The following is a 25,094-nucleotide window of genomic DNA, read 5'->3' as shown; positions in this document are numbered from 1 at the left end:
TCGCCTCCTGTGTTTAGCGACGGAAGTGCTGCACGGTTGCGGAGTTCGACGTGCTGTTGCTGCCGTGGATGTTGGTGTGGCAGTTCGTGCAGCCCCTGCCCACGGTCTGGAACTGGCTGCTGCCGGGTCCGGTCGGCAGACCCACGAGCTGGCCGTGGTGCGAGGCCGGGTCGTGGCAGCTCTGGCACAGGAAGGGCGGTCGGGTCTTCAGCAGGTTGGCCGCCGTCGTGCCGTGCGGCTGGTGGCAGATGCCGCAATCCTCGGACACCGGCTGGTGGGGATGCACGAACGGGCCGCGCTTTTCCATGTGGCAGGTGTAGCAGGTGGCGTTGGTGCTGCTCTTGATGAGCGCCTTCGGATTGTCGTTATGCACGTCGTGGCAGGAGGTGCAGGCCATCTGTCCTTCCGGCACCGGGTGGTGCGACGGACGGTTCATCTGGTTGCGTTGTTCCTTGTGGCAGGTGTAGCAGACTTCGGTCTGCGTCTTCTTGTCGCGCACCTTGTCGTGGGCCGAGTGCACCGTGTGACAGGAGGTGCAGGCCACGTCGCGGTTGGCGTGCGTGCTCGACAGCCAGTTCATGTGCTTGCCGCTTCGCTGGTGGCAGGTCAGGCAGGCGCTGTTGCGGGCTTCGACCGGCGTCTGGCTCTGCTTGCCGAAAGTGCGGTCGGCCTTGGGCGGTTTGCCGCTGCCCTTGTGGCTGACGTGCTGTTCGCTTTCGCCGTGGCAGTCGGTACAGGTCGGCGTGCGGCCGTCGGCACGGGTGCCGTGCTTGGTTTTGCCGATCGCGAGTACGGACGGCTTCAGGTCGAGCATCGTCGGCTTGGTGTCGTCGGCCTCGTCGTGGCAGCCGGTACATTTGGCGTCGCCCTTCAGAATCAGATCCTTGGGCGTTTCCTTGGCGTCGTCCGCGTCGGCGGCGAAGGCGGCGCCCGAGAGGCCGCTTCCCAGCAGGCCGAGCGCTGCCGCCAGCGCCAGCAAATGTCTCAGAGACTTCATCATTTCCTCCCCCAATCCCCTGTGTGTTCGGTTGGGAGCGACGGCCGGTGGCTGCGCCCCGTTGTCGGTTTCTGCTGCCGGTGCTTGGTACTTAAAGCGAAAGAATCCAGTCGATCAGATTCTTCATTTCGGCCTTGTCCTTGGTTTCGATGATCTTGTGGTCTTCTTCGGAACCGTCTTCAAGCTTCACTTTCGGGCCGGTGGTAATGTTCAGAACGATTTTTTCTTCCGCATCGGCACGTCCCTTGTATTTCGCGGCGATCTTCTTGTACGAGGGGCCCTTCTTGGTTTTGTCGACGGCGTGGCACTTGAAGCAGTCGTTCTTCTTGGCCAGCGCCCTGGCGGCGTTTTCGTCGAAAGCCTGAGCGGACGAGACCATGAAAATGGCGCTGACGGCGGCGCCAAGCAGGGTGTTGAATGCGGGTTTCATTGGAATTTCCTTTCCTGAGAGCTGAATGTGAAACAAAAACGGGCAACCACTGCCTATCTCCTCTCTATGTATAGAGCAAGACCATTCTTATAACATGGTATTTGTGTCTCGCGGTGCCCAAATTGGGCAGTGGTAAGCCACCCTTGGCGGGTGCCGAACATTGCTCGCCAAGGGGGGCGCTCGCTTGTCAAGCCACCGGGAGGCGGGCAGAATGATGGGCTCGAGCAAACAATCTGCTTTAAAATATCGTTAAACATCAAATAGTTGGTTTCGATGCGCGGTTGTCTTCAGCCGCGCCATGTGCCCCTCGTCGATGAGAGGGACGGAGTTGCCATGGACAGTGCTTCGGCCATGAAAGATTTGTTTCCCGGACTGGATGCTTCCTGGATCGGTCCGCTGACGCTCGGCGTTCAGATCGTCCTCATCATTTTTCTCGCGGTGCTGCTGCGCGCCCTGGTGCATCGCCTGATTTTTCGTCTGGGTGAAGTGCGCAAGTTGCCGCTGGAGCTGGTCATCGCCGGCCGCCGCACCAGCACCTTCCTGATTTTCGGCAGCGCGGTACTGCTGATACTCGAACGCTTCGGCGTTTCGAGCATGGTGTTCTGGTCGGCCATCACGGGCTTCGTGACCGTCGCCGCCGTCGCCTTCTTTGCCGCCTGGAGCGTGCTGTCGAACATTTTCTGTGCGGCGCTGATCTATATCACGCGGCCATTTCGTCTGCATGACCGCATCGAAATTCTCGAAAATGGCGACAAGGCCGGTCTGGGTGGCGAGGTGCTGGACATCAACCCGATCTACACCACGCTGCAGGAAACCAGTGCGGCCGATGCCGGCGGCCAGCCGAGCCGGCTGAAGGTGCCGAACAGCCTGTTCTTTCAGCGCATCATCCGGGTCAGGCCGTGTGACGAAGCCTGAATCTGGTACGGCGGCGGCCTGACCCGCCGTCGAATCAAGTCAGTTCGTATTCCTCCCGGTAGTCCGGGACGGTGCAGCGCCAGTGTTTCTGTTCCTCGATGCGCCGACGCAGGGTGTCGGCGGCGATGGGTTCGCCGTGGGTGATGAAGGTGCGCCGCGGCGGCTGCCCAAAGCCGTCGAGCCAGCGCAGGATTTCGGCGTAGTCGGCATGGGCCGAGAGGTTGGAGAGGTTTTGCACTTCGGCGCGGATGGGCACGTATTCGCCGTGGATTTTCACGCTCTCGGCGCCGGAGAGTATCGTCGCGCCGCGCGTGCCGGCGGCCTGAAAGCCGGCGAAGAGGATGGTATTGCGCTGCCAGGGCGCAAACGCCTTGAGGTGGTGCACGACGCGGCCGCCGGTGGCCATGCCGCTGGCGGCGAGGATGATCATCGGCCCCGAGCGGGTGTTCAGCCGCCTCGATTCCTCGGCGCTGTTCACGATGCGCACGGACTTGAGCATTGCCTCGCATTGCTTGTGGCCTAGACGATGCTCGCCGGCGTAGTGGTGGAAGATCTGCGTCGCCCGGATGGCCATCGGGCTGTTGAGATAGACGGGGATGTCGGGAATCCGGCCGGCCGATTTGAGCTGGTGGATGTAGTACATCAGCTCCTGGGCGCGGCCGACGGCGAAGACCGGCACGATGACGGCACCTTGGCGCGCCGTGGTGCGAGTGATGATGTCGGCGAGCTTGTCGAGCGGATCGCCGGCTTCATGCAGGCGATCGCCGTAGGTGGATTCGACCACCAGATAATCGGCTGTGCCGATGGCGGCGGGTGGCTGCATGATCGGCGAATCGAGCCGGCCGAGGTCGCCCGAGAACACCAGCGTGCGTTTGCCGTCATGCAGCCGCACGCAGGCCGCGCCGAGGATGTGTCCAGCCGGCGAGAAGCGCAGGCTGATGCCGTCGCCCAGCTCGATGTCACGGTCGAAGGCTTGCGGTTTCAGTTGTTTCAGGCAGTGCCGCGCATCGGCCTCGGTGTACAGCGGCAGTGCCGGCGTGTGCTTGGAGAAGCCGTGCCGGTTGGCGTAGTCGGCTTCTTCTTCGTGCAGGTGGCCGGAATCGGGCAGCAGGATGCCGCACAGATCGGCCGTTGCCGGCGTGCAATGCACCGGGCCGCGAAAACCCTGGCGCACGAGCAGCGGCAGGTAACCGCTGTGGTCGATGTGGGCATGGGTGAGAATGACGGCATCGATCTGGCGTGGATCGATTGGCAACGGCTCCCAGTTGCGCAGCCGCAGCATCTTGAGTCCCTGGAACAGGCCGCAATCGACGAGCAGACGGCGCTTGCCGATGGTGACCAGATACTTGGAGCCGGTAACGGTATTGGTTGCACCGAGAAATTGGATTTTCATCAGCCAGGTTGGACGAATTTTTCGGGAGGTCAGTATCGGCAATGCTACAGGAAGTTGCCGGGCATGGCGGAGAGCAGGCAGCAGGCAGCAGTTTTGGAGTTACACTTGCAAGCCTTGGCCTGCATGGCCTGCCCTGGAAAGCGTAGCGATGAATTCTCCCGACCGCGAAAACTTCTCCGAAGCCGACCTCGATCGGCTCGAGGAACTGCTCGATGCCGACATCTTCGAGGGCGAGGCGATGCTGCTCGACGAGCTGCAGGCACTGCTGTGCGCCGTGATCAGCGGGCCGCAGCCGGTGCCGTCGAGCGTCTGGCTACCCGTCGTTTTTGGCGAGCAGCCGCAGTTTGAGAGCGAGGCGCAAGCCAATGAAATCATCGATCTGCTGATGCGCTTTCATGACGATCTCGCCGCACGGCTGGCCGGCGGCGCAGCGTCGGACTCAGGCGCCGAGGCAGATTCGGATTCGGAGTGGGAGCTGATTCTTTATCCCGTTGCCGACGATCCCGAAGAACTGGATTTCGCCACCTGGGCCGATGCCTATCTCTACGGCAGCCAGCTTGGCTGCAATTGGTATGAGGCCGTGGGCGACCATGCCGAGGAACTCACCGAGTTGCTGCAGCCGCTGTTCCTCCTGAGCGGCATGCTCAAGGAGGATGCCCTGGAGCGCAACGAGCCGTGGATGAGCGCGGCGCAGGAACAGGCGGCGATTGCCAGCGCCGAGGAAGCGCTGCCCGAACTGGTCAAGCAGATCCATGATTTCTGGCGCGCCAAGCAGTCTTCGGATGAGGCCATCGCTGCCGCTCAGGAGCGCAAGGGCCAGCCCGCCGTCGGCCAGGAGCATTGTCCTTGCGGCAGCGGTAAACCGTATCGGCAATGTTGCGGCAGCCCGGAACGGCTGCACTGATCAGTTCAGTTCGCCAGCCTGTCAGCCGGTCGTCCTCTCGCCGCGCAGCGAGTGCGAGCGGGCCTCGGTGATACGCAATTCGATCATCTGGCCGATCAATTCATTGCCATCCATATCCGCCGGCACAGGGAAATTCACCACCCGGTTGTTGTCGGTGCGCGCCGCCAGTTCCCGATCGCTTTTCTTCGAACGGCCTTCGATCAGTACACGCTGCAGGCTGCCGACCATGCTTTGGCTGATGGCGCCGGCCTGGGCGTCGATGAGTTGCTGCAACTGCTGCAGGCGGGCGGATTTCACGGCCGGCGGCGTGTCGTCCGCCAGATCGGCCGCCGGTGTACCGGGGCGGGCGCTGTAGAGGAAACTGAAGCTGCCATCGAAACCCACGTCCTCGATGAGTTTCAAGGTGGCCTGAAAATCCGCTTCGGTCTCGCCCGGGAAACCGACGATGAAATCCGAAGTCAGGGAAATGTCGGGCCGTGCGGCGCGCAGTTTTCTGACGATGCTCTTGTATTCCAGCGCCGTATAGCCGCGTTTCATCGCTGCCAGCACGCGGTCCGCGCCCGACTGCACCGGCAGGTGAAGTTGCGCGGCCAGCTTGGCCACGCGCCCATGGACGTCAATCAGGCGCTGCGTCATTTCGCGCGGATGCGACGTGGTGTAGCGGATGCGTTCGATGCCGGGAATCCCGGCGATGGTCTCGATGAGAAAGGCCAGGTCCACGGTCTCATCGTCTTCGGCCGCGCCGCGATAGGCATTCACGTTCTGCCCGAGCAGGGTCACTTCCTTCACCCCTTGCAGCGCCAGTCCGGCGACTTCGGTCAGCACGTCATCGAGCGGCCGGGAGACTTCATCGCCACGGGTGTACGGCACGATGCAGAAGCTGCAGAACTTCGAGCAGCCTTCCATGATGGAGACGAAAGCCGTCGCGCCGTCGACGCGCGCCGGCGGCAGATGGTCGAACTTCTCGATTTCGGGAAAGGAAATATCCACCTGCGGCCGTCCGCTGGCGCGCCGCGTGTCGATGAGCTGCGGCAGGCGATGCAGGGTCTGCGGGCCGAACACGACATCGACGAAAGGCGCGCGCCGGATGATCGCTTCGCCTTCCTGGCTGGCCACGCAGCCGCCGACGCCGATCACCAATTCGGGCTTGTGCTTTTTCAGATGACGTACCCGGCCCAGGTCATGAAAGACTTTTTCCTGCGCCTTCTCGCGCACCGAACAGGTGTTGAAGAGGATGATGTCGGCCTCCGCCGGGTCGTCGGTGGCCTCCGTCCCCGCGGCGCCGGCATGCTCGGCCAGCACGTCGGCCATTTTCTGCGAGTCGTACTCGTTCATCTGGCAGCCGAAGGTGCGGATATAGACTTTCTTGACCATGAGGTTTGTTGCTTGTGGCGGGCGGGAAGCAGGCGGGCGAGGGCGTGATTATCCCGGAAAGTACGGCGTGCTGCATGGATTGCCTGGCCGGCGTCCAGCCAATTGCCGTATGATGCCGGCTCCGTTCCCGGGCATCCCCGGGAGTTGGGAGTCGTCGTTTTGTAGTTGCTGGTTGTTAGTTGCATCCGCCCCGGGTTTTCCATTCCGTCATGACCACTGCCGCCACGCCCTCCTCGCGCAACCTCGCCATGTTGCGCCAGCTCATTCGTTTCATTGCGCCCTACCGCAGCCGCTTCGCGCTGGCGATGCTGGTGCTGGTCATCGCCTCGGCGGCCGCGCTGGTGCTGCCGCTGGCCGTGCGCCAGGTCGTCGATCTGGGATTTTCCCGGGAAAGCGCGGCGCACATCGACCGCTGGTTCCTGCTGCTGTTCGTCGTCGCCCTGGCGCTCGGTCTGTTCACGGCGCTGCGTTTCTATCTGGTCTCATGGCTCGGCGAACGGGTCGTGGCCGACATCCGCAGCGCGGTGTATCGCCACATCATCACCATGAGTCCGGAATTCTTCGAGCACACACGCACCGGCGAGGTGCTTTCGCGCCTGACCACCGACACCACGCTGATCCAGACCCTCGTCGGCACCAGCATCTCGATGGCGCTGCGCAACCTGTTGCTGCTGGTCGGCGCCACGATCATGATGGCGGTGAGCAGCCCGCGCCTGACCGGCTATACGCTCATCATGCTGCTGGCGATCCTGCTGCCGATCATCGTCTTCGGCCGCGCCGTGCGGCGCCTGTCGCGCGCCAGCCAGGACCGGATCGCCGATTCGAGCGCGCTGGCCGGCGAAAAGCTCAATGCCATCACCACCATCCAGTCTTTCGGCCAGGAAGCGCGCGAATGCCGGCAATTCGACGATTCCGTGGAAACATCCTTTCTCACCGCCTTGCGCCGCACCCGCGCGCGCGCGGCGCTGACCGCCGTCATCATCGTGATGGCCTTCGGCGCCGTGGTGCTGGTGCTCTGGCTGGGCGCGCACGACGTGCTCGACGGCAGCATGAGCATGGGCCAGCTCGGCCAGTTCGTCCTCTACACCGTCCTGGTGGCCTTCAGCCTCGGCGCCCTGTCGGAAGTCTGGGGCGACGTGCAGCGCGCCAGCGGCGCGACCGAGCGTCTCATGGAACTGCTCGCCGCCCAGCCCAGTATCCGCGCGCCCGAGCGGCCGCTGGCGCTGCCGCCGCCACGCGGTGAAATCCACATCGAAGGACTGACCTTCCATTACCCGTCCCGTCCCACGCAGGCCGCGCTGGCCGACTTCGATCTGAGCATCCGGCCGGGTGAAACCGTGGCCTTGGTCGGTCCTTCGGGCGCGGGCAAGAGCACCCTGTTCCAGTTGCTGCTGCGTTTCTACGATCCGCAGCAGGGACGCATCCTGATGGATGGCGTCGATCTGCAACAGGCCGATCCGCATGAAGTGCGCAGCCGCATCGGCGTCGTCCCGCAGGACAGCGTGATCTTCTCGGCCAGCGCCCTGGAAAACATCCGCTACGGCCGCGCCGATGCCACGGATGCGGAGGTCAAGGCCGCCGCGCGCGCCGCCGTCGCCGACGAGTTCATCGAACGCCTGCCCGAAGGCTGGCACAGTTTTCTCGGCGAGCGCGGCGTGCGCCTGTCCGGCGGCCAGCGCCAGCGCATCGCCATTGCCCGCGCCATCCTCAAGAATCCGCCGCTGCTGTTGCTCGACGAAGCCACCAGCGCGCTGGATGCCGAAAGCGAACAGCTCGTGCAGACGGCGCTGGAACACCTGGTCGAAGGTCGCACCACCCTGATCATCGCCCATCGCCTGGCCACGGTGCGCAAGGCCGACCGTATCATCGTTCTGGATGGCGGCCGCATCGTCGCCAGCGGCACGCACGACAGCCTCAGCCGCGAAGGCGGTCTTTACAGCCGGCTGGCGGAGCTGCAGTTCGCTGTGCCAGGCTGACGCCCGGCAAGTCCGGCGCTCTACGCAATGTCGATGTCACGACGTTGCATATAGAATCAACACCTGAGCGGGAGAACTCCCTGCTTTTTGCCCGCGTGCCCGCAGCGACTACACCGCGGGCACGAAACTCAGGAGCCGAGCGTTGATGATTGATGAGGCCGACCCACCTCCTGAAGCCGCGCGCTTCTTTCTCGGTCGCCAGCCGATCCTTGACCGGCAAGGCGCGATCCACGGCTATGAGCTGTTGTTTCGTTCCTGCGGCGACAACGCGGCCCATTTCGTCGATGAACATCATGCGACGGTGCAGGTCATTGCGCGCGCCTTCAGCGAACTGGGCATCCAGTCCGTCGTTGGCGATGCACTGGGCTTCATCAATCTCGATTCGCGGCTGCTCAGTTGCGACATCATCGACATGCTGCCGGCCGAACGCATCGTGCTGGAGCTGCTCGAAACCACCCGCTTCGAAGCCGAAGCCGTCACCTGTTGCCGCCTGCTGTTCGAAAAGGGCTATCAACTGGCGCTCGATGATGTCACCGCGCTCAATCCGGCGTATTACCCGATCCTGCCCTATGTGAGCTACGTCAAGATCGACCTGCTGGACATGCAGGAAGACGCGCTGCGCAAACTGGTGAGGCATTTCAGGCCGATGAAACTCAAGCTGCTGGCCGAAAAGGTGGAAACCCGGCAGCAGTGCCGCTTGTGCGAGGAACTCGGTTTCGAGTTGTTCCAGGGCTACCACTTCGCGCGTCCCGAAATCCTTTCCGGACGCAGCATCGACCCTGCGCAGCGGCAGATGCTGCGGCTGTCGCAACTTCTGAGCGGCGATGCTTCCGACAGCCGGATCGAAGCGGTTTTCAAGGAAGACTCCAAGCTCACCTACAACCTGCTGCGCCTGGTCAATTCGGTTGCCATGGGGGTGCCCACCCACATCAATTCCGTGCACCATGCCATGCTGCTGCTGGGCCGCCGCCAGTTGCAGCGCTGGCTGGCGTTGCTGCTGTTCGCCCATCGGGACGGCGCGAAATTTCCCGATCCGCTCGCCATCATGGCCGCCAACCGGGGCCGCCTGATGGAATTGCTGACCCGCGAAACCGGCGCATCGGCCGAAGAAGCCGAGCAGACCTTCATGACCGGCGTCATCTCCTTGCTCGAAGCCGTGCTTGAAATCCCCATGTCGCGCATCGTCGACGAACTCAAACTGGCCGCACCCATCCGTGCCGCGCTGCTCGACCATGACGGTTACGCCGGCCAATTGCTTACGCTGATCGAATGCATCGAGCGCTGCGATACCACCCATCTGAACGAGCAACTGAGCGCCCTCGGTCTGACGCTCGAGCAACTGACCACGGCGGAAATCGCCTCGATGAACTGGGCCAATGCCATCGGACAGGAACGCTGAAAGCCTCTCGGCAGGCCGGTTTCGCCGCTCCAGCGCAGGCACGGTTTTGCAATATGCCGTGCGTTGCCCGGACTTGCGCGGCAGCGTGACGATACTTTCCAAAATCCCGGGTGACAATGCTATTGTTGCCCGACTGCATCCGCGATTGCCCCCATGATTGCACCCGCGAGTATTGCCAGAATCAAGCGATAACGACACCAGAAAGATGCGCTGCGGATTTGTGGATGGCCGGCCGTGTCCGTTGCCTGCCGGCGACAGGGCGGCGCTTGCGCACGGCTTTCGTGGCGCCGGCAGGTTGGCTGCAATGGCTTGTGCTCCGCTGCGTCCGGCAAGTCATGCAGGCAACCGGTGGGCGCGGGCGGGCGGTCTGCGCGTCGCGCTCGTTGCGCTGTTGCTCTGCGTGGTGGCCGTGGCCAGTGCCGTGCTGGGGCAGGGGTTCGATTTTGAACACCAGATCCAGTTGGCCGCAAGCCGCCACGGGCCGCGGGCGAAGCAGACGATGGTGCAGTGGCGCGATCTGCTCGTATCGCTGCCGGCGGCCACGCAGGAAGAGCGGGTCAGGAAGGTTCATGAATTCGTCAATGATCACGTGAGTTACGCCGAAGACAGCGTGGCGTGGCGTGTCAGCGATTACTGGGCCACGCCGCTGGAAACCCTGGGGCGCGGCGTGGGCGATTGCGAGGATTACGCGATTGCCAAATATTTCTCGCTGCTGATCGCCGGCGTGCCGAGCAAGCAGCTCAGAATGACCTACGTCAAGGCCAGACTGGGCGGAGCGGCGGGCGGCAGCGTCGGTGGCAGCAGCATCGCCCACATGGTGCTCGCCTACTATCCCACCGTGACGGGCGAGCCCTACATTCTCGACAGTCTGATCGACGATGTACGTCCCGCTTCGCAGCGCCCCGATCTGACGCCGATTTTCAGCTTCAACAGCGATGGCCTGTGGGTGGGCGTCGCGCCGGGGACGACGTCCAGCGGCAGCTCGACGGCACGCCTGTCGATGTGGCGCAATTTGATTGCAAAAATGCAGGCGGATGGATTCGAATGATGTCCGTCATGCCTTTCATGTATCGAGGAATTCAGTAATTCAGTAATTCAGTAATTCAGGACTTCGGGAGAACTACATGTCCATCTATCGGCAATTTCTGCTGGCGATCATCGGTCTGACCGCGCTTGCCTTCATCGGCAGTTTCGTGGTTAGCGTTCATACTGCCCGCAAGTACATCGAGCAGCAGTTGTACATGAAGAACGTCGACAACGCCGCGTCGCTGGCGCTGGTGTTGTCGCAATTGCCGGGCAAGGATCCGGTGACCGTGGAACTGGTGGTGTCGGCCCAGTTCGACACCGGGCATTACCAGCAGATCGTGCTGACCGATCCGACGGGCGCCGTCCTGATCGAGCGGCATTTCACCGGCAATGTCGAGGGCGCGCCCGAGTGGTTCAGGAAGCTGTTTCCGCTGCAGGCCGAGGCCGGCGTTGCCCAGGTCCAGGATGGCTGGAAGCAGTTCGGCACGGTGCAGGTGGCCAGCCATAGCCGCTTTGCCTACCAGTCGCTCTGGCTCGGCATCAAGCAGCTTGCGCTCTGGTTCCTGCTGGCGGGACTGGCGGCGGGCGCTTTCGGCACCTGGCTGCTGCGCCTGGTTTTCCGGCCGCTGGGCAAGGTCGTCGAGCAGGCGCAGGCCATCCAGGAACGGCGCTTCATCACGCTGCCCCTGCCCGGCACGCCGGAGCTCAAGGCCGTGGTGGTCGCCATGAACAGCATGACCGACAAGGTGAAAAGCATGTTTGCCCAGGAGGCCGCGCGACTCGACGTCCTGCGGCGCCAGGTCAATCATGATCCGCTGACCAATCTGCCGAACCGGGCTTTCTTCATGACCTGGCTGCAGGAGAGCCTGCAGAACGAAGAATCCCCGGCGGGCGGCGCGCTGGCACTGCTGCGCCTCACCGAGCTGGAAAAACTGAATGTCCTGCTGGGGTACGCGGACGCGGACCGGCTCATACGCGACATTGCCCAGGTTCTGCAGGGCATGGCGGACAAGGACGACAACAAGTTTGCCGCCCGGTTGAATGGCGCGGATTTTGCCGTGCTGGCGGGCGGCGAACAGGAGGCCGAGCGGTTGGCCGCAAGTCTGCTGGACGGTCTTGGCAGCATGCTTGGCGAGCGCTGGCCGCAAATCGGCGATGTCTTCCATCTCGGCGTCGTTCCCTATCAGCGCGGCGACCAGCCCGGCCATCTGCTGGCGGCTTCCGACAAGGCCCTGGCGATTGCGGAGAGCAAGGGGCCGAACTGCGGACACACCTTGCAATCCGCCGCGCAGGCGGTCGAGCTGCCGAACGGCGAAGCCTGGAAGCTCGCCCTGACGGAAGCCTTGAGCGACGGGCGGATCAGGCTGGAGCGTTATCCGGTGATGACTTCCGGCGGCCGCGCCATGCACGAGGAAGCGGTGACCCGACTGCAGGCCACGCCCGGCGGCAAGTGGCTGTCCGCCGGAGATTTCATGCCGATGATGCTGCGCCTGAAGCTGTATTCGGAACTCGACATGAATGCGCTGCAGATCGCGCTCGATCAGCTCGACGAGCAGTCCATGGAAATCGCCGTGAATCTGTCGGCCAATTCCATTACCGACTGGCGTTTCCGGGACACCATGCAGGCGCTGCTGGTCAAGAACGTCGGCAAGTGTTCCCGGCTCTGGATCGAAGTGCCGGAGTATGGCGCATTCAGGAATTTCGATGCGTTTGCAAGTTTTTGCAATGGTCTCGCGCCGCTCGGCTGCAAGATCGGCATCGAACATTTCGGCCGGCATTTCGGCGAGATCGCCAAGCTGGCGGAACTGGGGCTCGACTATCTCAAGGTGGATAGCAGCTACATCCGGGACATCCAGGAAAACACCGGCAACCAGTCCTTCCTCAAGGGACTGTGCCAGATGGCCCATACGGTCGGGATACTGGTCATTGCCGAAGGCGTCATGAACGATGCCGAGCTCGATACGCTGGTCGCCATCGGCTTCGATGGCATCACCGGACAGGCGGTGACGCGGCCGGCTGCCTAGGCCCTAGGCGCGCGCACTGTCTGCTGCCTGCGGAAAAACCGGCCCAGGATCAGATGACATCGTTTTCTTCGCCCATGAGCTTGAGCGACGTCATGCCCTGACGCAGGGAGCGCCGCTGCATCAGTTTTTCCTGCACCGCGACGGGCAGGTCCGTGAAGCGCAGCATGTTCTGATCGATCAGCAGGTCGATCAGATCTTCGACCACGCGGATCAGCGCCAGATCGGATTCGGTCAATGCCTGGGCGGCGGTTTGCTCGCCGGCAGGATTTTTCGGCGCGATTTCATGCATGAACGCAGCGAGTTCGGGCGTTTGCTCTGCCAGCCACTCGGCCGCCAGCGGGGTCTCCAGCGTGGAAATTGCAACGATCCTGCCCTGGGCGTTTCTCTGGACGTACGGCATGACGCGCTCCGCTAGAAAGAATGTCGGGTTGATTCGGTCGAGACGGGATTGCCTGTCCGCATGATCTCAGCGTTCCGTCATCGCACGCTGGTGGGCGCGCAGGATGGGCTTGAGCAGATAGGAAAGGATGCTCTTCTTCCCCGTCAGGATGTCGACCTCGGCCTGCATCCCCGGCAGGAGCGGCAAGTCTTTACCCAGGCTCGACTTGAGCGTATGCACCTGGACGATGTAAAAAGAATTTCCCTTGTCGTCGGTTACGGTATCGGCGCCGACATGATCGACCACGCCTTCCAGGCTGCCATAGATCGAGAAATCGTAGGCAGTGAAGCGCACCATGGTCTTCATGCCGGGACGCAGGAAGGCCACGTCCTTGGGCTGGATGCGCACTTCGAGCAGCAGGGCGTCTTCCGTCGGCACGATTTCCAGCAGTTCCGTTCCCGGCTGGACCACGCCGCCGACGGTGTTGATCCGCATGCGTTTCACCGTGCCCTTGACCGGAGAAACGACATTCGAATGCTTGACCCGGTCGGACAGGGCGGCGCTGCCCGCCGAGAGACTGTTGATCTTGGCCATCGTTTCGGCCAGCTCGACGCTGGTGGTGTTTTTGAAGTTCAGTTCGACGTCCTGGATTTTGTGCCGCGCTTCGTTGATGCTGGCCTGCACCCGCACCAGTTGTGCCGAGGCTTCATCCATGTCGCCGCGGAAACGGGCGACATCCCGCTGCAGGCGCAGGAGTTCGACTTCCGAGACCGCGCCCTTGCTGACCAGCGGCTTGGTTACGCTCAATTCCTGGTTGGCCAGTTGGTAGGATGAGGTGGCCTGCTCCTTGCGGGCCTGTACTTCGTTGAGTTCCTGGTTGCGTTGCGCCAACTGCTGACGCGCGATGCTGAGCTGGGCATCCAGCTCCGAGCGCTTCGACATGTAGAGGGCGCGTTCCTGGGCGACGATCTGCGGAACCTGCTGCTCGATGTCCGGCGGCAATTCGAATGACTGTCCCTCGGCAATCGCCCGAAGCCGTGCCGCCTTGGCCTGCAGGGCAAGATATTGCGACTGGTTTTCCTGCAGGGAAGAAAGGAAGCGCGTCTGGTCGATTTTCATCAGCAACTGTCCCTGTGCGACGGACTGACCATCCTTGACGGCGATTTCCGAGACCACGCCCGGATCGACCGCCTGGATGACCTGCAGTTGCAGGGATGGCGTCACCTTGCCCGTACCGCGCGTCACTTCGTCGATCCTGGCGAATCCCGCCCAGATCAGCAGCACGAGCAGGACGCCGCCTATCCAGCGCAGCAGGAAGCGGGCGCGCAGCGGTTCCTGTTGGATGTGCGCCCAGTCGGCATCGCTGACCCAGTCGAGATCTTCCTTCGTTTCATGCGGGATCCAGCGCGACAGCAGGCGATCCAGGCGGGTTCGCAGCCGGACCATCCAGGATGGCAGGGGCAGTGATGTCGGCAGGCTATCCATTTTCCAGTTTTTGTTCATTTTGCACTCTCGATACGGCCCTGCTTGAGTGCTTCGATGACGTTGGCCTTGGGGCCGTCCGCCACGATCTTGCCACGATCGATGACGATCAGCCGGTCAACCAGATCCAGCAGCGAAGTACGGTGGGTGATCACGATCATGGTCCTGTCCTTGGCGTGTTCGCGCAATCGGGACTTCACGCTTTCCTCGGTGGAAAAGTCCATCGAGCCGGTCGGCTCATCGAGCAGCAGGATGGGAGGGGAATTGACGAAGGCCCGCGCAATCGCCACGCTCTGGCGCTGGCCGCCGGAGAGCGATTCGCCGCGTTCGCCGATGATCATGTCGAATCCGCGCGGATGGCTGTTCACCATGTCGAGCAGCCCGCCGACTTCGGCGGCAGCGAGCAGCGCGCTGTCATCCGCCTCCGGCGAGGACATGGCGATGTTTTCGCGCAGGCCGCCGAAGAACAGCGTCACATCCTGGGGCACGTAGCCGATGTTGCGGCGCAGCTCGGCCGGATCCAGCTGGCGGATGTCGATTCCGTCGATGCGGATCGAGCCGGCGGTCGGCTTGTACAGCCCGAGGATCAGTTTCTGCAGCGTCGTCTTGCCCGAGCCGATGCGGCCGAGGATGGCGACGTGCTCTCCGGGTTTGATGCGGAAGGAAATATTGCGCAAGGCCTCCGCTTCCTCGCCGGGGTAGGTGAAACTGACGCCGTGGAATTCGATATCGCCCTGGAAGTCGGGACGTGAGACGAAACTGGCATTGCTCGGCCGCTCGATTTCGGAATCCATGATCTTGTTCAGGGAAGTGAGCGCGGTCGATGCGCTGTGGTACTGCGTCAGCAGACCGGCCACCTGGCTGAACGGCGCCATGGCGCGCGAAATCAGCATGGAACTGGCAATCAGGCCGCCCATGGACAATGCACCATCGCCGATGCGATAAACCCCCAGGACGATGACCGCCATGTACGCCAGTTGGGAGATCTGAAAGGCGCTGTTGACCGTGGTGGCCGACAGCAATCTCAGTTGTGTGGAGATGCGCGCCAGAAAAGTCGCGCTTTGCTCCCATTTGCGCTGCATGATGTTTTCGGCGCCCTGGGCCTTGACCGTTTCCAGGCCGACCAGGCTTTCCACCAGATGGGCATTGCGCTGGGCGCTGGCGCGATAGGTGGTTTCGGAGAGTTCATGCATGCGATCCTGAACCAGCATGGCATAGCCGATGATCAGCACCATGCCGACCAGGCCCGGAATGACCAATGGCAGGTCGATCCAGGCAATCACGACCAGGAAGAGCAGCGCAAACGGCAAATCGATCACGGCCGTCACGGTTGCCGAAGTGATGAAGTCGCGCACCGTTTCAAAGGAGCGCAGGTTGGCGGCAAAGGCGCCGGTGGACAGCGGCCGGTTTTCCATGCGCAGGCCCAGCACGCGCTCCATGATTTGCGCGGACAGGCCGACATCCACCCGGCTGCCGGCAAGGTCGATCAGATAGCCGCGCATCAGCCGCAGGCCGATGTCCGCCATCATGATGATCAGCAGGCCGGTAGCCAGTACCCACAAGGTATCCGTGGCCTGGTTGGGCACCACGCGGTCGTACACGTTCATGGTGAACATCGGCAGGGCGACCGCGAACAGGTTGATCAGCAGGGCGGCAAGCAGGATGTCCTTGTAGACCGGCAGGTTTTGCATGATGGCATGCCAGAACCAGTGGCGTCCGCGCAGATCCTGCTGTTCCGGCGCGCGTTTGTCGAATCTGAAGCGCGGCCGGCAGAAAATGGCCAGGCCAGTGTAGCGGCTTGCCAGCCGTTCACGCGACAGCACTTCCGCGCTTTCGGACGACTCCGGAAAGACGACCCGGGCCGATCCGTCGGTCTCCCAGCCGACCAGCAGGCAGGCATCGCGCTCGTTCAGCAGCAGGATCACCGGCAGCAGCGGTTCGGGAAACTCATCGAGCGTGCGGCGCATGACCTTGCTGGCCATCCCGGCACGGCGCGCGGCACGGTCGAAGATGGAGGGCGTCAAGGTGTGATCGACCAATGGCAAGCCGGAAATCAGCGCGTCCCGCGTGCGCGAAATACCATGAATGCGGCTCAATGCCACCAGGCATTCGAGCAGCGGATCATGTTTTTTTCCTGTTTCGTGTGAAGTTTTCCACACGGTATCCGAATTTGTGCTTGATTCAGTCATTGGCGTCTATACCATCAATCGGCTATGTGCGTTATTCATTGCGGTTCGGTTCGCTTTTTCGATTTTGCCGATATCGACACTGCCGCGCACCACCAATTTTCCACATTCCATGTATTGAATGCCGGCCACGACATGACGACATTGCTTTCATCGTTGGCAATATATCCTTAAATCTGGCGGCTTGCCTCTGATCCCGATACGGCCTGCACCCGACCTGACCGCTTGCCCCATCATGGCGCGGGATGCTGACAGGCAGTATGCGGCAATATATTTCAAGCTTGAAAAAATGACGACTAAAAAACCAAGAAATAATCGTCTATAATATTAGGGTTAAACAAATTTTTAATTAGGCAGCACTTTTATTCGGGAGCAAGAAATGGCTACAACAACCATCGCAACCGCTACTTCCATCAAGGGTACGGTTTTTGTTCGTGATGCCCAGGGGAACGAGCGCGTCCTGCACCAGGGCGATGTCATCAACGCTGAAAGCAAGCTGGTCGTAACGGCGGGCGGGCGTGCCAGTCTCAAGTTCGCCAATGGCGAAGTATTGGTATTCGGCCCGGGCGACCACATGGTCGGCGCCAACATGCAGCCTGCCGATGCATTTGCGGCTGCTCCCGGCGACGTTGCCGGCATGGCCGAAGGTTTGTTGACTGCCGACGCCGCTGCCGCGCGGATCGCCCAGGCGATCCGTCAAGGGCAGGATATCGATGGCCTGCTCGAGGAAACCGCGGCCGGTGCGGCCGGCGGCGGCGCATCGGAAGGCCACGGCTTCGTGCGCCTCGACCGGATCTCGGAAGAGCTTGGCGCTGGTTCAGGCAGTTATCGATTCTCCTCGGGTTCTGCCGATACCGACGACGACGGTTCCGGCGAGCGGGATGCCTATCTGATGTCTCCGCTCGGTGGCGCGCCTTCTGACACTACGCCGCCGGGCCAGCCGACGGTCACCATCATCAGCGACGCCGATAACAACGGCTATCTCACCGCCGACGAACTGAACGATGGCAAGGTCGAAGTCCGCATCGACCTGCCGGCAGACGCCCAGGCCGGTGACATCGTCGAGGTGACCGATGGCAACACCACGCAGGAAATCACCCTGACGCCGGAAATGATCGAAGACGGCGGCATCACGATCGAATTCGACGCCCCGGGTGAAGGTGAAGAAATCACCATTACGGCAACGATCACCGATCCGTCGGGCAATACCTCGCCTGCCGGTGAAGACAGTGTCCGCGTTGATACGGTAGCCCCGGACGCGCCGACGGTGACGTTGACGAGCGATGCCAACGACGACGGGTTTCTGAACGGCGACGAACTGGCGGGCGGCAAGGTGCAGGTGCAGATCGACCTGCCGCCGGGCACGCAGCCGGGCGACAAGGTCACGGTGACCGATGGCACGACGTCGCAGGAAGTCATTCTGACGCCGGAAATGATCGGCGAGGGTCAGGTCACGGTCGAATTCGACGCGCCGGGCGAAGGCGAACAGATCACGGTGACGGCGACGATCACCGATCCAGCGGGGAATGTTTCTGATCCGGCGACTGACAGCGCCACGGTAGACACCACGCCGCCGGGCACGGACCCGGAGGACCCGACGGGCGGCGACCCGAAGGCGCCGACGGTCACGCTGACCAGCGATGCCAACGACGACGGCTGGCTCAACGCGGCGGAATTGGCGGGCGGTCAGGTGCAAGTGCGCGTTGACCTGCCGACCTCGCACGTGCAGGCGGGCGACAAACTGACGATCACGGACGGCACGAGCACGCAAACGATCACCCTGACGGCCGGCCAGATCGCGGCGGGCAGCGTGACGGCCAGCTTCGCGGCGCCGGCCGAAGGCGAACAGATCACGGTGAAGGCCACACTGACCGACCCGGCGGGGAACGTCTCGCCGGAAGGCAGCGACAGCGCGCGGGTGGACACCACGGCGCCGTCGTCGACGGCCCCGACGGTCACGCTGACCAGCGATGCGAACGACGACGGGATCCTGAATGGTGCCGAGCTGACGGGCGGCAAGGTGCAGGTACAAGTTGACCTGCCGGCGGGCACGCAGGCGGGCGACAAGGTCACGGTGACGGACGGCACGACGCCGCAAATCATCACGCTGACGCCGGAAATGATCAACGAAGGCCACATCACGGTCGAATTCGACGCGCCGGGCGAAGGCGAACAGATCACGGTGACGGCGACGGTGAGCGACCCGGCGGGGAACACCTCGCCCAGCGGCAGCGACAGCGCGGTGGTGGACACCACGGCCAGCGCGGCGCCGAAGGTCACGATCACGGAAGACGCCAACGACGACGGCTACATCAACCAGGCGGAACTGAACGGCGCGATCGACGTGAAGATCGACCTGCCGGCGGGTGCGCAGGCGGGCGACAAACTGACGGTCACGGACGGCACGAACACGCAGACCATCACCCTGACGGCCGGCCAGCTCACGACGGGCAGCGTGACGACCAGCTTCGCGGCGCCGGCCGAAGGCAGCACCGTGACCATCACGGCGACGGTCACGGACGCGGCGGGCAACGTCTCGCTGCCGGGCAGCGACAGCGCGATCCTGGACACCACGCCACCGGGCACGGACCCGGAGGACCCGACGGGCGGCGACCCGAAGGCGCCGACGGTCACGCTGACCAGCGATGCCAACGACGACGGCTGGCTCAACGCGGCGGAATTGGCGGGCGGTCAGGTGCAAGTGCGCGTTGACCTGCCGACCTCGCACGTGCAGGCGGGCGACAAACTGACGATCACGGACGGCACGAGCACGCAAACGATCACCCTGACGGCCGGCCAGATCGCGGCGGGCAGCGTGACGGCCAGCTTCGCGGCGCCGGCCGAAGGCGAACAGATCACGGTGAAGGCCACACTGACCGACCCGGCGGGGAACGTCTCGCCGGAAGGCAGCGACAGCGCGCGGGTGGACACCACGGCGCCGTCGTCGACGGCCCCGACGGTCACGCTGACCAGCGATGCGAACGACGACGGGATCCTGAATGGTGCCGAGCTGACGGGCGGTCAGGTGCAGGTACAAGTTGACCTGCCGGCGGGCACGCAGGCGGGCGACAAGGTCACGGTGACGGACGGCACGACGCCGCAAATCATCACGCTGACGCCGGAAATGATCAACGAAGGCCACATCACGGTCGAATTCGACGCGCCGGGCGAAGGCGAACAGATCACGGTGACGGCGACGGTGAGCGACCCGGCGGGGAACACCTCGCCCAGCGGCAGCGACAGCGCGGTGGTGGACACCACGGCCAGCGCGGCGCCGAAGGTCACGATCACGGAAGACGCCAACGACGACGGCTACATCAACCAGGCGGAACTGAACGGCGCGATCGACGTGAAGATCGACCTGCCGGCGGGTGCGCAGGCGGGCGACAAACTGACGGTCACGGACGGCACGAACACGCAGACCATCACCCTGACGGCCGGCCAGCTCACGACGGGCAGCGTGACGACCAGCTTCGCGGCGCCGGCCGAAGGCAGCACCGTGACCATCACGGCGACGGTCACGGACGCGGCGGGCAACGTCTCGCTGCCGGGCAGCGACAGCGCGATCCTGGACACCACGCCACCGGGCACGGACCCGGAGGACCCGACGGGCGGCGACCCGAAGGCGCCGACGGTCACGCTGACCAGCGATGCCAACGACGACGGCTGGCTCAACGCGGCGGAATTGGCGGGCGGTCAGGTGCAAGTGCGCGTTGACCTGCCGACCTCGCACGTGCAGGCGGGCGACAAACTGACGATCACGGACGGCACGAGCACGCAAACGATCACCCTGACGGCCGGCCAGATCGCGGCGGGCAGCGTGACGGCCAGCTTCGCGGCGCCGGCCGAAGGCGAACAGATCACGGTGAAGGCCACACTGACCGACCCGGCGGGGAACGTCTCGCCGGAAGGCAGCGACAGCGCGCGGGTGGACACCACGGCGCCGTCGTCGACGGCCCCGACGGTCACGCTGACCAGCGATGCGAACGACGACGGGATCCTGAATGGTGCCGAGCTGACGGGCGGCAAGGTGCAGGTACAAGTTGACCTGCCGGCGGGCACGCAGGCGGGCGACAAGGTCACGGTGACGGACGGCACGACGCCGCAAATCATCACGCTGACGCCGGAAATGATCAACGAAGGCCACATCACGGTCGAATTCGACGCGCCGGGCGAAGGCGAACAGATCACGGTGACGGCGACGGTGAGCGACCCGGCGGGGAACACCTCGCCCAGCGGCAGCGACAGCGCGGTGGTGGACACCACGGCCAGCGCGGCGCCGAAGGTCACGATCACGGAAGACGCCAACGACGACGGCTACATCAACCAGGCGGAACTGAACGGCGCGATCGACGTGAAGATCGACCTGCCGGCGGGTGCGCAGGCGGGCGACAAACTGACGGTCACGGACGGCACGAACACGCAGACCATCACCCTGACGGCCGGCCAGCTCACGACGGGCAGCGTGACGACCAGCTTCGCGGCGCCGGCCGAAGGCAGCACCGTGACCATCACGGCGACGGTCACGGACGCGGCGGGCAACGTCTCGCTGCCGGGCAGCGACAGCGCGATCCTGGACACCACGCCACCGGGCACGGACCCGGAGGACCCGACGGGCGGCGACCCGAAGGCGCCGACGGTCACGCTGACCAGCGATGCCAACGACGACGGCTGGCTCAACGCGGCGGAATTGGCGGGCGGTCAGGTGCAAGTGCGCGTTGACCTGCCGACCTCGCACGTGCAGGCGGGCGACAAACTGACGATCACGGACGGCACGAGCACGCAAACGATCACCCTGACGGCCGGCCAGATCGCGGCGGGCAGCGTGACGGCCAGCTTCGCGGCGCCGGCCGAAGGCGAACAGATCACGGTGAAAGCCACGCTGACCGACCCGGCGGGGAACGTCTCGCCGGAAGGCAGCGACAGCGCGCGGGTGGACACCACGGCGCCGACGACGGCGCCGACGGTCACGCTGACCAGCGATGCCAACGACGACGGGATCCTGAATGGTGCCGAGCTGACGGGCGGTCAGGTCGCGGTACGGATCGACTTACCGGCGGGCGCTCAGGCGGGCGACAAGTTGACGATCACGGATGGCACGAGCACGCAGACGATCACCCTGACGTCGGGTCATCTCACGACGGGCAGCGTGACCACCAGCTTCGCGGCGCCGGCCGAAGGTGAAAAAATCACCGTGAAGGCCACGGTTACCGACCCGGCGGGCAATGCCTCGCCGGAAGGCAGCGATAGCGCCATTGTGCGCATCATGGGAAGCGCGCCGGTCATTGATGATACTGGCGGCATCCATAGCGTGCTGGAAAAGGCGCTGGCTTCCGGTTCGACCGCTATCAGCGGGGATATCAGCATCAGCGATCCGGACGGCGATGCAATCGCCTCGATCAGCGCCAGCGCGCCGGGCGGTCTGACTTCCGGTGGTGCCCTCGTCACCTGGAGCGGCAGTTTCAACGCTGCCACGGGCGTCTATACCCTGACTGGGGCCGCAAATGGTGCAGAGGTGGCAAAGCTGACTGTGGGTACGAATGGCCACTATGACTTCACTCTCAGCAAGCCGCTGGATCATTCCGGCGCCGGGGCCGACACGCTGCCGCTGACATTCACGGTGGCGGCGTCCGACGGTACCAATACCGGCTACGGTAATCTGACCATCAATGTGGTGGATGCCGTGCCGACAGCGGGTGAAGCTTCCCACATCGTCACGGTGCCCAACGGGCAAGGCAATGTCGCACCGGAGGCGGGGCTGCACAGCGGTCACAACATCCTTGGTCTGGTTGGTCTGACCCTCTTCGACAAGTTCATTGACCTGGGTACGCGCCAGGCCTTTGGTGCTTTCGACATCAACAACAACATCAAGAGCGTCGAGATTTCCTATCAGGCCTTGATTGGTTTGGGCTTCCACAAATTGACCGCCTCCCAGACGCTGGCGGCCGAACTCGGTCTCAATCTGGAAATCAAGAATGATTACGGCTTTTTGGGCTTGATTCTGCCGTCTTCAAAGATTGTGATCACTTCGCAGGACGGTGGCCCGATCGATAACATGGTGATCAATGAGTTGTTGAGCACGGTGCACTTCGAGGACTCCCTGATCAACCTGGACGTTCTCAACGCGACCCGGATCAAGGTGACCGATACCAACGGGCTCAGCGATTCTGCCGTGGTGGGCACGCTGGCCGATGCCGGCATCTTCAACCTTTCCAAGCCCTCGAGCTACGTCACGGAAGGCGGCTCCGGCAACGATACCCTGGTCGGTGGCAATGGCGGCGTGCAGATTTATGGCCATGCCGGCAACGATAAATTGACGGGTGGCAAGGGCAACGACATCCTGCGTGGCGGCAACGGCAATGACACGCTGGATGGCGGCGCCGGCAGCGATATCGTGATCGGTGGCAAGGGCAACGACACGCTCACTGGCGGCGCGGGTTCCGACATCTTCCGTTGGGAACGCGGCGATGCCGGTACACCGGGGAATCCGGCCATCGATACCGTCACCGACTTCAAGGCTGCGGCCGTGACCTCGGGTGGCGACATCCTCGATCTGCGCGGCTTGCTGCAAGGTGAAAATTACGCCAACCTCTCGAACTACCTGCATTTCGAGAAGGTCGGCGCAGATACCATCATTCATATCAGCAGCACGGGCGGTTTTGCCGGCGGCTATTCCGCCAGCCTGGAGGATCAGACCATCGTGCTGAAGAAGGTGGATCTGGTCAGCGGCTATGGCGGGGATCAGCAGATCGGCATGGCCCTGCTGAAACAGGGCGTCTTGCTCACCGACGCACCGCCTTCTTCGGTGGCGGGCAGTTTGCCGGGCAGTTTTGGCGCCGACGGCGGCTATGTTCAGTCCATCGGCATCGGCGGCAATACCTACCTGTACAACGATGCCACGAACAGCGTCAGCCAATCCGGCAGTTCGTCACAGGTGACGGGCTATAGCTATGACGCGGGCAGCCACTGGTTGACGGTCACCACCGCGCGCGGCGAAACCATCAAGGTCAATATGGCCGACGGTGGCTATGTCTATTCGGCAGGTGCGCCCATACCGGCAGGGAAGGAGACAGTGCTGGCGTATACCTTCACCGACCGCGATGGTGACACGGCAAGTTCCAGCGTCAGGTTCACGTCGGACGGGGTGATGAACAACGTCGCGCCGGATGCGACCGCCAGAAATCACCATGGTCTCTTCGGCCTGGTCGGAGTTTCCCTGTTCGATCTGATTGATTTCGGCAACCACCAGTCATTCAGCGCCTACGATGCCAACAACAACATCGCCAGAGTTGAAATCAGCTACACGCCGCTGCTTGCCCTGGGCCAGCACAATCTGACCGCCTCCAAGCAACTGGCGGCCAGCCTGGGACTCAAGCTTGAATTCCAGGATGAGTACGGCCTGATCAGTCTGTTGCCGACTTCGCATCTGGTGATCACGGCAATCAATGGTGGCCCGATCGACAATCTGGTCATCAATGAAATGCTGGGATCCGTGCGCTTCGACGATACGGCAATCAGTCTGAACCTGCTCAACGCAACCAAGATCACGGTGACTGACACGTATGGACTCAGTGATACCTCATACGCCGGCAAGTTGATCGACGCCAGCCTGTTGAGCTCGCCGGATACGCACGCCAATATCCGTGAAGGCTCCGCCGCCAGCGATACCCTGACTGCTTCCAGCAAATATGGTGAGCGGCTCTACGGATTCGATGGCGACGATACGCTCAACGGCGGTCGCGGCAACGATCTGTTGCGCGGTGGCGACGGCAACGACAAGCTCAATGGCGGCGAGGGCAATGACATCCTGATCGGTGGCAGCGGCAACGACACGCTCACCGGCGGTCTGGGTTCCGATATCTTCCGCTGGGAGCTGGGCGATGGCGGCAGGCCGGGTACGCCGGCCATCGACACCGTGACCGACTTCAATGCGGCTGCCGTTTCCGCGAAGGGCGATGTGCTTGATTTGCGCAGCCTGCTGGTTGGCGAGAATCACCAACTGGGTATTGGCAACCTCAATAACTACATCGACATCAGCGTATCAGGCGGCAATACGACGATACGCATCAGCTCGCACGGTGACTACACCAATGGCCACTATGCGGCAGGTGCCGAAGACCAGCGGATCACGCTCAACAACGTGAATCTGTACTCGGAGTTCGGCATTGCAGACGGCAACAATACGGCCCTGCTCAAGAGCCTGCTGGACAGCGGAAAACTGCTGGTCGATTAAGCTCTGAAGCCGAAGGGCAGGCATCCATGGAATCTGGGATGCCTGCCAGCCAAACGATACAGCCACCGACCCCGGACGCTACGCCGAGATCGGTGGCTGTATCGTTTGCGAGGTAGCCGCTGTGAGATAGCCGCTATTGAGGATGGTCGAGGATAACCGTCCGAGGATAGCTGTTATTGAGCCGAGCGGCAGGCGACCAAGCAGGTCAGACAGGCAATCAAGAAGGCCAAGCAGGTCAGGCGTAGGCAACCAAGAAGGTCAAGAAGGTCAGAAGGCTTGGTCGTCATCCCTGCGAAGGTGCGGGGAGCTACCCTTCCGATTCCCGTCTTTGCGGGAACGACGCAAATCCGTAACCGCAACTCGCAGCTGTTTGCTG

The 25,094-nt window shown here is 63.0% G+C and carries 14 protein-coding genes; 7 read left to right on the top strand and 7 right to left on the bottom strand.

The features are described from left to right. Positions 1 to 13: 13 nt before the first annotated feature. Positions 14 to 997: a DmsE family decaheme c-type cytochrome gene (locus tag SDENCHOL_RS01245; RefSeq protein WP_067170615.1), complete on the bottom strand. Its 984-nt coding sequence runs from the start codon at positions 995 to 997 to the stop codon at positions 14 to 16. Positions 998 to 1,088: 91 nt separating this feature from the next. Then, positions 1,089 to 1,427, bottom strand: a complete 339-nt coding sequence (locus tag SDENCHOL_RS01240) for a c-type cytochrome (RefSeq protein ID WP_067169101.1) — start codon at positions 1,425 to 1,427, stop codon at positions 1,089 to 1,091. A gap of 333 nt (positions 1,428 to 1,760) precedes the next feature. On the opposite strand from SDENCHOL_RS01240, the gene SDENCHOL_RS01235 reads away from it, so the two are divergent. After that, entirely contained in the window at positions 1,761 to 2,342 is a 582-nt protein-coding gene (locus tag SDENCHOL_RS01235) for a mechanosensitive ion channel family protein (RefSeq protein WP_197706802.1), read from the top strand. 34 nt (positions 2,343 to 2,376) lie between these two features. Here the strand turns inward: SDENCHOL_RS01235 and SDENCHOL_RS01230 are convergent, their stop codons facing one another. Next, positions 2,377 to 3,735 carry an MBL fold metallo-hydrolase RNA specificity domain-containing protein gene (locus SDENCHOL_RS01230; protein ID WP_067169098.1) on the bottom strand — a complete coding sequence of 453 codons (1,359 nt, stop codon included), beginning with the start codon at positions 3,733 to 3,735 and terminating at the stop codon, positions 2,377 to 2,379. A 148-nt stretch (positions 3,736 to 3,883) separates the two neighbouring features. Between SDENCHOL_RS01230 and SDENCHOL_RS01225 the strand changes: the two genes are divergently transcribed. Next, positions 3,884 to 4,639 (top strand): UPF0149 family protein, encoded by a 756-nt coding sequence (locus tag SDENCHOL_RS01225; protein ID WP_067169095.1) that lies wholly within the window; start codon positions 3,884 to 3,886, stop codon positions 4,637 to 4,639. Positions 4,640 to 4,660: 21 nt separating this feature from the next. Here the strand turns inward: SDENCHOL_RS01225 and miaB are convergent, their stop codons facing one another. Beyond that, entirely contained in the window at positions 4,661 to 6,013 is a 1,353-nt protein-coding gene (gene miaB / locus SDENCHOL_RS01220) for a tRNA (N6-isopentenyl adenosine(37)-C2)-methylthiotransferase MiaB (protein ID WP_067169092.1), read from the bottom strand. A 209-nt stretch (positions 6,014 to 6,222) separates the two neighbouring features. On the opposite strand from miaB, the gene SDENCHOL_RS01215 reads away from it, so the two are divergent. The 4 genes from SDENCHOL_RS01215 to SDENCHOL_RS01200 all read left to right on the top strand — a co-directional run bounded on the left by SDENCHOL_RS01215 (position 6,223) and on the right by SDENCHOL_RS01200 (position 12,438). Next, positions 6,223 to 7,989 (top strand): ABC transporter transmembrane domain-containing protein, encoded by a 1,767-nt coding sequence (locus SDENCHOL_RS01215; protein WP_067169089.1) that lies wholly within the window; start codon positions 6,223 to 6,225, stop codon positions 7,987 to 7,989. A gap of 145 nt (positions 7,990 to 8,134) precedes the next feature. After that, the gene (locus SDENCHOL_RS01210) at positions 8,135 to 9,388 is read left to right on the top strand and encodes an EAL and HDOD domain-containing protein (RefSeq protein WP_083522801.1); all 1,254 of its coding nucleotides are present in this window, start codon (positions 8,135 to 8,137) and stop codon (positions 9,386 to 9,388) included. Positions 9,389 to 9,692: 304 nt separating this feature from the next. Beyond that, positions 9,693 to 10,436 carry a transglutaminase-like cysteine peptidase gene (locus SDENCHOL_RS01205; RefSeq protein WP_067169086.1) on the top strand — a complete coding sequence of 248 codons (744 nt, stop codon included), beginning with the start codon at positions 9,693 to 9,695 and terminating at the stop codon, positions 10,434 to 10,436. Positions 10,437 to 10,512: 76 nt separating this feature from the next. Continuing rightward, the gene (locus SDENCHOL_RS01200; RefSeq protein ID WP_067169083.1) at positions 10,513 to 12,438 is read left to right on the top strand and encodes an EAL domain-containing protein; all 1,926 of its coding nucleotides are present in this window, start codon (positions 10,513 to 10,515) and stop codon (positions 12,436 to 12,438) included. Positions 12,439 to 12,487: 49 nt separating this feature from the next. Here the strand turns inward: SDENCHOL_RS01200 and SDENCHOL_RS01195 are convergent, their stop codons facing one another. From SDENCHOL_RS01195 to SDENCHOL_RS01185, 3 genes are all read right to left on the bottom strand, one after another. Further along, positions 12,488 to 12,838 (bottom strand): hypothetical protein, encoded by a 351-nt coding sequence (locus SDENCHOL_RS01195; protein WP_067169080.1) that lies wholly within the window; start codon positions 12,836 to 12,838, stop codon positions 12,488 to 12,490. Between the two features lie 66 nt (positions 12,839 to 12,904). Continuing rightward, entirely contained in the window at positions 12,905 to 14,320 is a 1,416-nt protein-coding gene (locus SDENCHOL_RS01190) for an HlyD family type I secretion periplasmic adaptor subunit (protein WP_197706801.1), read from the bottom strand. Next, entirely contained in the window at positions 14,317 to 16,488 is a 2,172-nt protein-coding gene (locus tag SDENCHOL_RS01185; protein WP_154715749.1) for a type I secretion system permease/ATPase, read from the bottom strand. The genes SDENCHOL_RS01190 and SDENCHOL_RS01185 overlap by 4 nt, the downstream gene beginning before the upstream one ends. Before the next feature lie 376 nt (positions 16,489 to 16,864). Between SDENCHOL_RS01185 and SDENCHOL_RS01180 the strand changes: the two genes are divergently transcribed. Next, positions 16,865 to 24,718, top strand: coding sequence for a retention module-containing protein (locus tag SDENCHOL_RS01180; protein WP_154715748.1), 7,854 nt, complete (start codon positions 16,865 to 16,867; stop codon positions 24,716 to 24,718). Positions 24,719 to 25,094 lie beyond the last annotated feature (376 nt).

It is taken from the genome of Sterolibacterium denitrificans, assembly GCF_900174485.1.
In the GTDB taxonomy this organism is placed as follows: domain Bacteria; phylum Pseudomonadota; class Gammaproteobacteria; order Burkholderiales; family Rhodocyclaceae; genus Sterolibacterium; species Sterolibacterium denitrificans.
The sequence above is the reverse complement of the archived record's forward strand: the minus strand, read 5'-3'. Positions and strand labels throughout refer to the sequence as shown.